At 62.8% G+C, this 13,078-nt stretch carries 10 protein-coding genes and 1 tRNA gene; all 11 read right to left on the bottom strand.

The genetic code is table 11. The features are described from left to right. Positions 1-241 (bottom strand): IS630 transposase-related protein (locus DRB19_RS26875; protein WP_245439450.1); only part of this gene is annotated, 241 nt, incomplete at its 3' end. 210 nt (positions 242-451) lie between these two features. Then, a complete protein-coding gene (gene rpoC / locus DRB19_RS26880; protein WP_114189069.1) occupies positions 452-4,627 on the bottom strand; it encodes a DNA-directed RNA polymerase subunit beta' in 4,176 nt (1,391 codons plus the stop codon). Between the two features lie 113 nt (positions 4,628-4,740). Continuing rightward, positions 4,741-8,871: a DNA-directed RNA polymerase subunit beta gene (gene rpoB, locus DRB19_RS26885; protein WP_114189076.1), complete on the bottom strand. Its 4,131-nt coding sequence runs from the start codon at positions 8,869-8,871 to the stop codon at positions 4,741-4,743. Positions 8,872-9,142: 271 nt separating this feature from the next. Beyond that, entirely contained in the window at positions 9,143-9,520 is a 378-nt protein-coding gene (gene rplL, locus DRB19_RS26890) for a 50S ribosomal protein L7/L12 (protein ID WP_114189070.1), read from the bottom strand. Between the two features lie 51 nt (positions 9,521-9,571). Next, positions 9,572-10,090: a 50S ribosomal protein L10 gene (rplJ, locus tag DRB19_RS26895; protein ID WP_114189071.1), complete on the bottom strand. Its 519-nt coding sequence runs from the start codon at positions 10,088-10,090 to the stop codon at positions 9,572-9,574. A 573-nt stretch (positions 10,091-10,663) separates the two neighbouring features. Then, entirely contained in the window at positions 10,664-11,365 is a 702-nt protein-coding gene (rplA, locus tag DRB19_RS26900) for a 50S ribosomal protein L1 (protein ID WP_114189072.1), read from the bottom strand. Positions 11,366-11,375: 10 nt separating this feature from the next. Further along, positions 11,376-11,804, bottom strand: coding sequence for a 50S ribosomal protein L11 (gene rplK / locus DRB19_RS26905; RefSeq protein WP_114189073.1), 429 nt, complete (start codon positions 11,802-11,804; stop codon positions 11,376-11,378). Between the two features lie 168 nt (positions 11,805-11,972). Continuing rightward, positions 11,973-12,506 carry a transcription termination/antitermination protein NusG gene (gene nusG / locus DRB19_RS26910; RefSeq protein WP_114189074.1) on the bottom strand — a complete coding sequence of 178 codons (534 nt, stop codon included), beginning with the start codon at positions 12,504-12,506 and terminating at the stop codon, positions 11,973-11,975. 12 nt (positions 12,507-12,518) lie between these two features. After that, positions 12,519-12,719: a preprotein translocase subunit SecE gene (gene secE / locus DRB19_RS26915; RefSeq protein ID WP_114189075.1), complete on the bottom strand. Its 201-nt coding sequence runs from the start codon at positions 12,717-12,719 to the stop codon at positions 12,519-12,521. 163 nt (positions 12,720-12,882) lie between these two features. Continuing rightward, a tRNA-Trp gene (locus DRB19_RS26920) sits at positions 12,883-12,959 on the bottom strand. A gap of 43 nt (positions 12,960-13,002) precedes the next feature. Further along, positions 13,003-13,078: EF-Tu C-terminal domain-related protein (locus DRB19_RS32005; RefSeq protein WP_162815788.1), on the bottom strand; the 76-nt coding region annotated here is incomplete at its 5' end.

Here is a 13,078-nt window from a genome sequence, read left to right on the forward strand (position 1 = left end):
TGGCGGGGTGTGCCTCGACGGCTTGGATCAGGAAGGTCTCATAAGGCACCAGTTTGCCACCTCCCGGCGGACGGCCTTGGCGGGCGGGCGCCGGCGAGCCGAACCGCCGCTGGCGCTGCATCAGCTTGATGGCACAGCTGTCACTGACGCCAAAGTGGCGGGCCGCCGTCCGGCAGGAATGGCCCGCCTCGACGAAGGCTGCAACCCGCATACGAAGATCGAGAGAATAGCAGTGACCCATGATCCACCTCCCGTCCGACGAAGTGAATCACAGATCACATCAACCCAGAACCCTAAGAGTCGAATTTCCAGTCCGATGCTTTAGTCGCAGATCCTATTCCGGTACCGCATTGCGGCCTTCGTTGGGCGGCGCTCCATGCTGTCTGGGCAGGGTGCCAAAAGAAAAGGCCACCCGAGGGCGGCCTGATCTGAAGGTTATGAAGCCTGGCGGTTACTCGGCCGCTGGGGGCAGTTCGCTGACCGAAGCCTCCGACTCGGAGCGCTTCTGCTGCAGGATCAGGTCGTCGCGGTGCTGCGCGACAGCCTTGATCTGGGCGTTGAGCGCGCCGGTGCCCGCCGGGATCAGGCTGCCGACGATCACGTTCTCCTTGAGGCCCTCGAGGGTATCGACCTTGCCGTTGACCGCCGCCTCCGTGAGGACGCGGGTTGTCTCCTGGAAGGACGCCGCCGAGATGAAGGAGCGGGTCTGGAGCGACGCCTTGGTGATACCGAGCAGAACCGGCACGCCTTCGGCGGGCTTCTTCTTCTCGGCGACAAGGCGCTCGTTGATCTCCTCGAGCTCCAGACGGTCGATCTGCTCGCCGCTGAGCAGATCGGAGTCACCGCCCTCCGTGATCTCAACCTTCTGCAGCATCTGGCGAACGATCACCTCGATGTGCTTGTCGTTGATGAGCACGCCCTGTAGGCGATAGACCTCCTGGATCTCGTTCACCAGGTAGGCTGCCAGCTCCTCGACGCCTTTGATGGCAAGGATGTCGTGCGGGGCCGGGTTGCCGTCCACGATGAAGTCGCCGACTTCCACCACGTCGCCGTCCTGGAGGTGGATGTGCTTGCCCTTGGGGATCAAGTACTCCACCGGCTCCGATCCATCGTGCGGGTTAAGCGTCAGGCGACGTTTGTTCTTGTAGTCGCGGCCGAACTGGATCGTGCCGGACTTCTCCGCAATGATGGCCGCATCCTTAGGACGACGGGCCTCGAACAGCTCCGCTACGCGCGGCAGACCGCCCGTGATGTCGCGGGTCTTGGCGCTCTCGGTCGAAACACGGGCCAGAACGTCGCCCGCCTTGACCTTCGTGCCCGGATCCGAGTTGAGGATCGCGTCCACCGGCAGGAGGTAGCGAGCGTCGCCGCCGCGGGGAAGCTTGGCAATCTTACCGCCCTTGCCCTCGACGATGACCGCGGGACGCAGGTCGGCCGTACGGGCCGAGCTGCGCCAATCGATCACCACGCGCTTCGCGATGCCGGTCGACTCGTCCATGGTCTCGATCATGGAGGCGCCGTCGACCAAGTCCTCGTAGCCCACCACACCCTCGATCTCGGTGAGGATCGGGCGAGAGTAAGGATCCCACTCGGCGATACGCTGGCCGCGCTTGATCGTGTCGCCCTCGTCCACCTTCAGGCGGGAGCCGTATTGCAGGCGGTGAACCGCCCGCTCGGTGCCATCCGGTCCGAGGATCACGACGGCCACGTTGCGGCCCATGACGATGAGGTCGCCATCGGAGTTGCGTGCAATGTTCTTGTTACGGAACCCGATGGTGCCCTCGAAGCTCGACTCGAAGAAGGACGAGTCGGCGATCTGGGCCGCGCCACCGATGTGGAAGGTACGCATGGTCAGCTGCGTGCCCGGCTCGCCGATGGACTGAGCCGCGATGACGCCGACCGCCTCGCCGTGGTTGACAGGGGTGCCTCGGGCTAGGTCACGACCGTAGCAGGTGGCGCAGACGCCGTTCTTGGACTCGCAGACGAGCACAGAACGGATCTTCACCTCCTGGATGCCGGCAGCGGTGATCGCCTCGAGATCTGCTTCCTGGATCATCGTGCCCTTGGCGACGATGATCGAGCCGTCGGTCGCCACCAGATCCTCGGCCGTCGAACGGCCCAGGATACGGGAGCCCAGCGACGCGACCACCTGGCCGGCATCGATGATGGCCCGCATGCGGATGCCCTTCTCGGTGCCGCAATCCGGCTCGCGGATGACCGCGTCCTGCGCCACGTCGACGAGACGACGCGTCAGGTAGCCGGAGTTCGCGGTCTTCAACGCCGTGTCGGCCAGACCCTTACGGGCGCCGTGGGTGGAGTTGAAGTACTCGAGAACGTCGAGGCCTTCCTTGAAGTTCGAGATGATCGGCGTCTCGATGATTTCACCCGACGGCTTGGCCATGAGGCCGCGCATCGCCGCGAGCTGCTTCATCTGCGCCGGCGAACCGCGGGCGCCCGAGTGAGACATCATGTAGATCGAGTTGACCGGCTTGTCGCGGCCAGCATCGTCCTTCTTGACCGCGGAGATGCGGTTCATCATCTCGCCCGCAAGGCGATCCGAGCACTTCGCCCAGGCGTCGACGACCTTGTTGTACTTCTCGCCCTGGGTGATGAGGCCGTCCTGGTACTGCTGCTCGTAGTCCTTGGCGAGGGCCCGGGTCTCCTCGACGATCTGCCACTTGTTCTCCGGGATCACCATGTCGTCCTTGCCGAACGAGATGCCGGCCTTGAACGCATTGTAGAACCCGAGAGCCATGATGCGATCGCAGAAGATCACCGACTCCTTCTGGCCACAGTGCCGGTAGACGGCATCAATGGTCGCCGAGATTTCCTTCTTGGTCATGAGCTTGTTCACGACGTCGTAGGGAAGCATCGGGTGCTTCGGCAGGAGACGCGAGAGCATCACGCGTCCGGCAGTCGTCTCGTAAACCTTGGAGACCGGCTGACCGTCCTCGCCAAGACCTTCCCAACGGTAGCGGATCTTGGAGTGGAGGGTGATGACCTTCTCGTGCAGCGCGTGCTCGATCTCGCCCATATCGGCGAAGGCCTTGCCCTGGCCCGGCTCACCGTCAGACACGATGGACAGGTAGTAGAGGCCCAGAACGATGTCCTGCGACGGCACGATGATCGGCTGACCGTTGGCCGGGTGCAGGATGTTGTTCGTCGACATCATGAGCACGCGAGCCTCAAGCTGGGCTTCCAGCGAGAGCGGCACGTGAACGGCCATCTGGTCGCCGTCGAAGTCCGCGTTGAACGCGGCGCAGACGAGCGGGTGCAGCTGGATCGCCTTGCCCTCGATCAGGGTGGGCTCGAAGGCCTGGATGCCGAGACGGTGCAGGGTCGGAGCGCGGTTCAGGAGAACCGGATGCTCGCGGATGACCTCGTCCAGGATATCCCAAACCTCGGGCTTTTCCTTCTCGACGAGCTTCTTCGCCTGCTTGACAGTGGCGGACAGGCCGCGGGCGTCGAGCTTGGCGTAGATGAACGGCTTGAAGAGTTCGAGCGCCATCTTCTTGGGCAGGCCGCACTGATGGAGCTTGAGCTCCGGACCCACCACGATGACCGAACGGCCCGAATAGTCGACGCGCTTGCCGAGCAGGTTCTGACGGAACCGGCCCTGCTTGCCCTTGAGCATGTCGGCGAGCGACTTCAGCGGACGCTTGTTGGCGCCCGTGATGACGCGGCCGCGGCGGCCGTTGTCGAACAGAGCGTCGACGGCCTCTTGCAGCATGCGCTTTTCGTTGCGGATGATGATGTCCGGCGCGCGCAGTTCGATCAGCCGCTTCAGGCGGTTGTTACGGTTGATGACGCGGCGGTAGAGATCGTTCAGGTCTGAGGTCGCGAAGCGGCCGCCATCGAGCGGCACGAGCGGACGCAGGTCCGGCGGAATCACCGGAACGACCGTCAGGATCATCCACTCGGGCTTGTTGCCGGACTGGAGGAACGCCTCGATGATCTTGAGGCGCTTCAACAGCTTCTTGGGCTTGAGCTCCGATGTGGTGACGGCGATCTCCTCGCGGATGTCGACCGCCACCTTCTCCAGGTCGAGTTCCTGAAGGATACGACGGATCGCTTCCGCGCCGATCATGGCCGTGAACGAATCCTCGCCATACTCGTCCTGAGCACGGATATACTCGTCCTCGGACAGCAGCTGACGGTCCTTGAGCGGGGACAGGCCCGCGTCAACGACGATGTAGGATTCGAAATAGAGGATGCGCTCCAGATCCTTGAGGGTCATGTCGAGCAGCAGACCGATGCGGCTCGGCAGGGACTTCAGGAACCAGATGTGGGCAACGGGGGCGGCCAGCTCGATATGACCCATGCGGTCGCGACGGACCCGCGCCAGAGTCACCTCGACGCCGCACTTCTCGCAGATCACGCCCTTGTACTTCATGCGCTTGTACTTGCCGCACAAGCACTCGTAGTCCTTGATCGGGCCGAAGATTCGCGCGCAGAACAAGCCATCGCGTTCGGGCTTGAACGTACGGTAGTTGATGGTCTCAGGCTTTTTGATCTCGCCATAAGACCAGGACAGAATCTTCTCAGGGCTCGCGATCGAGATCTTGATCTGATCGAAGCTCTGCGGCTGCGCCGTTTGATTGAAAAGATTCATGACCTCTTGATTCATCGCCGTCTCCTGGGCTGAAGGGCCTTAGATAAGAACCCCCACCGGCAATTGCATGAGGCCGCGGCATCGAAACGTCCGCGGCCTGTGATCCTAATGTGTAAGCGCCTCGGCGCTTACTCGGCCGCCTCGGACGGAGGCAACTGCTCCGCCTCGTTGGCAGCCTTCTTGGAGTTGGTGAGCTCCACGTTGAGGCCAAGCGAGCGCATTTCCTTCACGAGAACGTTGAAGCTCTCCGGAATACCCGACTCGAAGGTGTCGTCGCCACGAACGATGGCTTCGTAGACCTTCGTGCGGCCGGCCACGTCGTCCGACTTGACCGTGAGCATTTCCTGAAGGGTGTAGGCTGCGCCGTAAGCCTCGAGCGCCCACACCTCCATCTCGCCGAAGCGCTGGCCGCCGAACTGGGCCTTGCCGCCCAGCGGCTGCTGGGTGACGAGGCTGTACGGGCCGATGGAGCGGGCGTGGATCTTGTCGTCCACGAGGTGGTGGAGCTTCAGCATGTAGATGTAGCCCACCGTGACCTTGCGGTCGAACGACTCACCCGTGCGTCCGTCATAGAGCGTGACCTGACCCGAGGTTTCGAGACCGGCCTTCGCAAGCATCGCCTCGATATCCGCTTCCTTCGCGCCGTCGAAGACGGGCGTGGCGAACGGAACGCCGCGACGCAGGTTGCGGCCGAGCTCGGCGAGCTCTTCATCGCTCGAGTCGTCGATTTCCGGCATGTTGCCGTAGATCGAGACCAGTTGCTCGCGCAGAGCCGTGGCCGTGCCGGACTTCATGTAGGCATCGACCGCCTGGGAGACCTGCTTGCCGAGACCGGCGGCAGCCCATCCAAGGTGCGTCTCGAGGATCTGACCCACATTCATGCGGCTCGGCACGCCGAGCGGGTTGAGCACGATGTCCGCATGGGTGCCGTCCTCGAGGAACGGCATGTCCTCGATCGGAACGATGCGGGACACGACGCCCTTGTTGCCGTGGCGGCCGGCCATCTTGTCGCCGGGCTGGATCTTGCGCTTCACCGCCACGAAGACCTTGACCATCTTCATGACGCCGGGCGGAAGCTCGTCGCCGCGCTGAAGCTTCTCGACCTTGTCGAGGAAGCGCTGCTCAAGGCGCTTCTTGGACTCGTCGTACTGCTTCTGCATGGCCTCGATTTCGGTCATGCGGGCATCGTTGTCGACGGCGAACTGCCACCACTGGGACCGCGGATGCTCGTTCAGAACCTCGCGGGTGACCTTGGTGTCTTTCTTGAAGCCCTTCGGCCCTGCAACCGGGCTCTGCCCGATCAGGATGTCGGCCAGGCGCGCATAGGTGTTGCGGTCGAGGATCGCCTGCTCGTCGTCGCGGTCCTTGGCGAGACGCTCGATTTCCTCGCGCTCGATCGCCTGGGCGCGCTCGTCCTTGTCAACGCCGTGACGGTTGAAGACGCGGACTTCCACGATGGTGCCGGTCACGCCCGGGGGGACGCGAAGCGACGTGTCGCGGACGTCGGAGGCCTTTTCACCGAAGATGGCGCGCAGAAGCTTCTCTTCCGGCGTCATCGGGCTTTCGCCTTTCGGGGTGATCTTGCCGACGAGAATGTCGCCGGCATGGACCTCGGCGCCGATATACACGATGCCGGCCTCGTCCAGGTTCTTCAGCGCCTCTTCCGATACGTTCGGAATGTCGCGCGTGATTTCCTCAGGACCCAGCTTGGTGTCGCGGGCCATGACTTCAAACTCCTCGATATGGATCGAGGTGAAGACGTCGTCCTTCACGATCCGCTCGGAGAGCAGGATCGAGTCTTCGAAGTTGTAGCCGTTCCATGGCATGAACGCGACGAGCACGTTCCGGCCGAGGGCCAGCTCGCCGAGTTCCGTCGACGGGCCGTCCGCGATGATGTCGCCCTTGCGGACCACGTCGCCGGCGCGGATCAGCGGCTTCTGCGTGATGCAGGTCGACTGGTTCGAGCGCTGGAACTTCTGCAGACGATAGATGTCGACGCCGGGCCTGGTCGGGTCGGTCTCTTCCGTGGCGCGAATAACGATACGGGTCGCGTCCACCTGGTCGACGATGCCGGCGCGGCGAGCCGCGATGGCGGCACCCGAATCCCGTGCGACGATCGCCTCCATGCCGGTGCCGACGAACGGGGCGTCCGCCTGAACCAGAGGGACGGCCTGGCGCTGCATGTTCGAGCCCATGAGGGCGCGGTTCGCGTCGTCGTTCTCGAGGAACGGGATGAGCGCGGCTGCGACGGACACGAGCTGCTTCGGCGACACTTCCATGAGATCGACGCGCTCGGGCGCCACGACGATCACTTCACCCGCACGGCGGCAGATGACGAGTTCTTCCGTGAGCGTGCCGTTGTCGTCGAGAGCGGCGTTCGCCTGGGCGATGTTGTACTTCGCCTCTTCCATGGCCGAGAGATAGATCACCTCTTCCGTCACGTGGCTGTCGCGCACCCGGCGGAACGGCGTCTCGATGAAGCCGTACTTGTTGACGCGGGCAAACGTCGCCAGCGAGTTGATCAGACCGATGTTCGGGCCTTCCGGCGTCTCGATCGGGCAGATGCGGCCGTAGTGGGTCGGGTGCACGTCGCGCACCTCGAAGCCGGCGCGTTCGCGGGTCAGACCGCCCGGGCCAAGCGCCGAGAGACGACGCTTGTGCGTGACCTCGGAGAGCGGGTTGGTCTGGTCCATGAACTGCGACAGCTGGGACGAGCCGAAGAACTCGCGAACCGCGGCGGCGGCAGGCTTGGCGTTGATCAGGTCCTGCGGCATGACCGTGTCGATATCGACAGAGGACATGCGTTCCTTAATGGCGCGCTCCATGCGCAGGAGGCCCAGGCGATACTGGTTCTCCATCAGTTCGCCGACCGAGCGGACGCGGCGGTTGCCGAGATGGTCGATGTCGTCGATCTCGCCTTTGCCGTCGCGCAGGTCCACGAGCGCCTTCGTGACCGCGAGCATATCCTCGCGGCGCAGGGTGCGCACGGTGTCTTCTGCGTCGAGGTCGAGACGCATGTTCATCTTCACGCGTCCGACCGCCGAGAGGTCGTAGCGCTCGGCATCGAAGAACAGCGAGTTGAACATGGCCTCCGCCGTCTCGAGGATCGGCGGCTCGCCCGGGCGCATGACCCGGTAGATGTCGAACAGGGCGTCCTCGCGGGAAGAGGCCTTGTCGATGGCAAGCGTGTTGCGGATGTAGGGACCGACCGTGACGTGGTCGATGTCGAGGACCGGGATCTCGCTGAGACCGGCCTCTTCCAGACCCTTGAGCATCTTGTCGGTGATTTCGTCGCCGGCCTCGGCGTAGATCTCACCCGTATTGGCGTTGACCAGGTCCTCGGCGATGTACTGCCCGAACAGGTCCTCGTCCGTGGCGCGAAGCTCGGTCAGGCCCTTCTCGGCGAGCTGACGGGCAGCGCGCGCGGTGAGCTTCTTGCCCGCCTCGAGAACGACTTCGCCGGTCTTGGCGTCGATGAGGTCGACGGTTGCCTTGAAGCCCTTCATGCGCTCGGCGTCGAACGGCACAGTCCAGCCGTCCTTCACGCGACGGTACATGACGCGGTTGTAGAATGTGTTGAGGATCTCCTCGCCGTCGAGACCCAAGGCATAGAGCAGCGACGTCACCGGAAGCTTTCGCTTCCGGTCGATGCGGGCATAGACGATGTCCTTGGCGTCGAACTCGATGTCGAGCCAGGAACCGCGATAGGGAATGATGCGCGCGGCGAACAGCAGCTTGCCGGACGAATGGGTCTTGCCCTTGTCGTGGTCGAAGAACACGCCCGGGGAGCGGTGCATCTGGGAGACGATGACGCGCTCGGTGCCGTTCACGATGAAGGTGCCGTTGTCGGTCATGAGCGGCATGTCGCCCATGTAGACGTCCTGCTCCTTGATGTCCTTCACGGAGCGGGCGCCGGTATCCGGGTCCACATCGAACACGATCAGGCGCAGCGTCACCTTGAGCGGCGCAGCGAAGGTCATGCCCCGCTGACGGCACTCGTCGACGTCATATTTCGGGGCTTCGAAGGTGTACTTTACGAATTCCAACAGAGCGGTATTCGAAAAGTCCGAAATCGGGAAAACCGACTTAAAGACAGCTTGCAATCCCTCTTCCGGCCGGCCACCCTTTGGCTCTTCGACCATCAGGAATTGGTCGTAGGACGCCTTCTGAACCTCGATGAGGTTCGGCATCTCTGCGACTTCCCTGATTTTTCCGAAGAACTTGCGAATGCGCTTCCGGCCGATCAGTGTGTTGGCCATCTGGACCTCGTTCCTCATACACGGCTGATCGAGCATCCCGCCTGCTGCGGAGGAGGCTCGATCAGCCGCCCGACGGCATTAGGCCGCCAGCTTCGCCACAAAATCTGCGGACCTTTCGGCCCTTTGCCGCCCTCGGAGACCATAGGCCCGAAGCCCTTGACCTCTTTGACGACACAACGGCCCCAAGCAAAACTGCCTGGGACCGCGTGTTCTTTGAACCCCTGGCCAGACAAGGCCAGGGAGCAATCTCACAGCCTTACGGCCGCAGAAATTACTTGAGTTCGACCTTGGCGCCGACCTTCTCGAGGGTCGCCTTGATCTTCTCGGCCTCGTCCTTGGCAACGCCTTCCTTGACGGGCTTCGGAGCGCCTTCGACCAGATCCTTGGCTTCCTTCAGGCCCAGGCCGGTGATGGCGCGGACTTCCTTAATCACTTCGATCTTCTTGTCGCCGGCGCTGGCGAGAACGACCGTGAATTCGGTCTGCTCTTCAACGGGGGCGGCAGCGCCACCGGCGCCAGGAGCAGCCGCAACGGCCACAGCCGCGGCAGCGGAAACGCCCCACTTGTCTTCGAGGAGCTTCGCGAGCTCAGCAGCCTCGAGAACGGTCAGCGACGAAAGATCGTCAACGAGCTTGGCAAGATCAGCCATTTTATGATCCTTAAGTTCGGTTCGAACAGTTTGATGGTTGAGGTTACGGCCTCACGCCGCTTCGCCTGTCTTGGCATAGGCCCCGAAAACGCGGGCGAGCTTTGCCGCCGGCGCCGTGCTGAGCTGAGCGATCTTCGTGGCCGGAGCCTGGACAAGGCCGACCAACTTAGCGCGCAGTTCATCGAGGGACGGCAAGGTCGCAAGGGCCTTTACTCCGTCCACGTTCAGGGCGGTCGCGCCCATTGCGCCGCCGAGGATCACGAGCTTGTCGTTACCCTTGGCGAAATCGACTGCGACCTTGGCCGCCGCGACCGGATCGCTCGAATAAGCGATCAGAGTCGGACCCTTCATGAGGCCCGAGATGGACGCGACGTCCGTGCCTTCGAGAGCGATTTTGGCGAGGCTGTTTTTTGCGACCTTGACGGTGGCGCCCACCTGCTTCATCTGCCCGCGCAGCTTCTGCATGTCGGCGACCGTCAGACCCGCATAGTGGGCAACGACGACTACGCTCGTGTTGTTGAACACGCCGTTGAGCGTCGAGACGAGCTCGCGTTTTGCTGCTCTTTCCACTGGGCTCTCTCCGGTTGGCGGATGGAAGATCCGCCGGTTGCACCTGCCATTCAAGGCCCAGGCTTGCGCCCGAGGCATCTTGAACGACGCTCTCGCAAGCCCTGTCCCCCAAATCACGCCTTTTCAGGCGCACCGGGTGAGATGGTTCGAACCGATACCCTTCGCCCGCGTTAGCAGGCTGAAAAACTCGGCTTCCCCGTCTATGCAGGCCCTTTCGAATTAAGCTGGACAAGCCAGCGCCCGCAGTCTCGGACAGGACATAGCCGGATCGCGCCAAAGGTGAACCCTTGGCCCGCCGGCCTGTCACCGCTCCTTTCGGAGCGGATTCGGCGCCAAAGACCAGGCTGAAAATCCGGTCTCTGGCAATTTTTGGAAACTCAACGCGACTCCATAAGCCTTTTGGATAGAAAAGCCAAGAGGCATTTACGTGTCTTTTCCTTGGGGAAAGTTTGGAGCCGCAGAGCCGATTTATGCGCGGGTTCCGGAGTTTTCAAGGCTTTTTGCTGGAATTCCAATGGAAAAGGCCCGGCGACGAAGCGCCGGGCCCTCAAAATCTAGGATCGGTCGATCGGGTTATGCGCCGAGGACAGACGCCGGATCGACCTTCACACCCGGGCCCATCGTCGAAGAGACGGCGACGCGCTGGATGTAGGTGCCCTTGGCGCCGGTGGGCTTCGCCTTGGCGACCGCATCGGCGAAGGCCTTGATATTCTCGATCAGCTTGCCCTCGTCGAAAGAGGCCTTGCCGATACCGGCATGCACGATGCCAGCCTTCTCGACACGGAACTCGACCGCGCCACCCTTGGCGGCCTCGACGGCGCTCTTCACGTCCATGGTGACGGTGCCGACCTTCGGGTTCGGCATCATGCCGCGCGGGCCGAGCACCTTACCGAGGCGGCCGACGAGCGGCATCATGTCCGGGGTGGCGATGCAGCGATCGAAGTCGATCGTGCCGCCGTTGACGGTCTCGAACAGCTCTTCGGCGCCCACCACGTCGGCGCCGGCAGCGCGGGCCTCATCGGCCTTGGCGCCACGAGCGAACACTGCCACACGCACGGTACGGCCGGAGCCGTTCGGCAGGTTGCAGACGCCACGGACCATCTGGTCGGCGTGACGGGGGTCAACGCCCAGGTTCATCGAAACTTCGATCGTCTCGTCGAACTTGGCCTTGGCGCGCTCCTTGATGAGCTTCACCGCGTCCTGGATCGGGTAGAGCTTGACGACGTCGATACCCTCGCGGGCGGCGCGGATGCGCTTACCTTCTTTAACAGCCATCATGCCCTCCTTATGCCACTTCCATGCCCATCGAGCGCGCGGAGCCCTCGATCATGGCCATGGCGGATTCAACGGTGTCGCAGTTGAGATCGACCATCTTCTTCTCGGCGATCTCACGGATCTGGTCCTGGGTCACGCGACCGACCTTGCCGCCCTTGCCGGGGGTCTGCGAACCCTTGTCGATCTTCGCCGCCTTCTTGAGGAAGTAGGAGACCGGGGGCTGCTTCATTTCGAACGTGAAGGAACGGTCCTGATACGCGGTGATGATCACCGGGATCGGGGTGCCCTTCTCCATCTGCGAGGTCTTCGCGTTGAAGGCCTTGCAGAATTCCATGATGTTGAGGCCGCGCTGACCGAGAGCTGGACCGATCGGCGGAGACGGGTTGGCTGCGCCAGCTGGCACTTGGAGCTTAACGTAGCCCGAGATTTTCTTTGCCATAGGACTGCTTTCCAATGGACCACCCGGTCGGAGCTTGACCGAACGGAGTGGTGGTTGCAGGTCGCGGTGCAGCCTGATGGTCCCGGTTGGCTACCGGGCAGACCTCCCACGGGTGAAAGGCCCCTAAGGGACCTGAAGAGCGGGGCCATGAAGGCGCCGCTCTATACGTCAGACCTTTTCGACCTGACCGTATTCGAGTTCGACCGGCGTTGCGCGGCCGAAGATGGACACCGCCACCTTGAGGCGGGCTCGGGCCTCGTCGACTTCCTCGACGACGCCGTTGAACGAAGCGAACGGGCCGTCCGACACGCGGACCTGCTCGCCGACCTCGAAGCTCATGGCAGGCTTGGGATGATCCACGCCCTCGGCCACCTGCCCCTTGATCCGCTCGGCTTCCCGATCCGGGATCGGAACCGGCTTGGACTTGTCGGCGCCGAGGAAGCCGGTCACCTTTGGGGTATTCTTGATGAGGTGGTAGACCTCATCAGTCAGATCGCACTTCACCAGGACATAGCCCGGGAAGAACTTGCGCTCCGTATCCACTTTCCGGCCACGGCGCACCTCGACGACCTTCTCGGTCGGCACCATGACCTCGTCGAACTTGTCTTCCAGGCCGCGCTGGGCCGCCTGATCCTTGATGGACTGGGCGACTTTGTTCTCGAAGTTCGAGTAGGCGTGGACGATATACCAACGCTTCGTCATTCCATCCAACCCTTAACCGCCGAACCCGAGGAGAACCTTGCTGACGCCCCAGCCGATCGCCTGATCGACCACCAGGAAGAACACGCTCGCAAGCACGACCATGACGAAGACCATGGCGGTCGTGATCATGGTTTCCTTGCGGGTCGGCCACGTGACCTTCGCGGCCTCGGAGCGGACCTGCTGTATGAAATCGAACGGGTTCGTTTTCGCCATTTCGCTCGCGTCCAGGCACCTTGATCAAGCACCCGGGACGTCCTCTAAGGGCACCATCTGGCCCAAATTGAAGGGGCGCGAGGCCGTTTTCTCAGCCTCACGCCACCTGTTATTCCATCGTTGGGGCGCTCTTTAACGCAAAACGCCCACTTTGTCGATCCGCTGGCAGGAGTGGAGGGACTCGAACCCCCAACCCCCGGTTTTGGAGACCGGTGCTCTAGCCGATTGAGCTACACTCCTCCGGCGGTCGACAGGTGGCGGCGAACCGCCACCTGGAACTTGATTAATCCATGACCTGTGCGACGACGCCGGCGCCGACGGTGCGGCCGCCCTCGCGGATGGCGAAGCGCAGCTTCTCC

The organism is Microvirga aerophila (genome assembly GCF_003332305.1).
In the GTDB taxonomy this organism is placed as follows: domain Bacteria; phylum Pseudomonadota; class Alphaproteobacteria; order Rhizobiales; family Beijerinckiaceae; genus Microvirga; species Microvirga aerophila.

Excerpts from the sequence above, each read along its gene's own strand:
- rpoC (WP_114189069.1), bottom strand. The coding sequence starts at position 4,627 with ATGAATCAAGAGGTCATGAATCTTTTCAATCAAACGGCGCAGCCGCAG.
- rpoB (WP_114189076.1), bottom strand. The coding sequence starts at position 8,871 with ATGGCCAACACACTGATCGGCCGGAAGCGCATTCGCAAGTTCTTCGGA.
- rplL (WP_114189070.1), bottom strand. The coding sequence starts at position 9,520 with ATGGCTGATCTTGCCAAGCTCGTTGACGATCTTTCGTCGCTGACCGTT.
- rplA (WP_114189072.1), bottom strand. The coding sequence starts at position 11,365 with ATGGCTGTTAAAGAAGGTAAGCGCATCCGCGCCGCCCGCGAGGGTATC.
- rplK (WP_114189073.1), bottom strand. The coding sequence starts at position 11,804 with ATGGCAAAGAAAATCTCGGGCTACGTTAAGCTCCAAGTGCCAGCTGGC.
- nusG (WP_114189074.1), bottom strand. The coding sequence starts at position 12,506 with ATGACGAAGCGTTGGTATATCGTCCACGCCTACTCGAACTTCGAGAAC.
- secE (WP_114189075.1), bottom strand. The coding sequence starts at position 12,719 with ATGGCGAAAACGAACCCGTTCGATTTCATACAGCAGGTCCGCTCCGAG.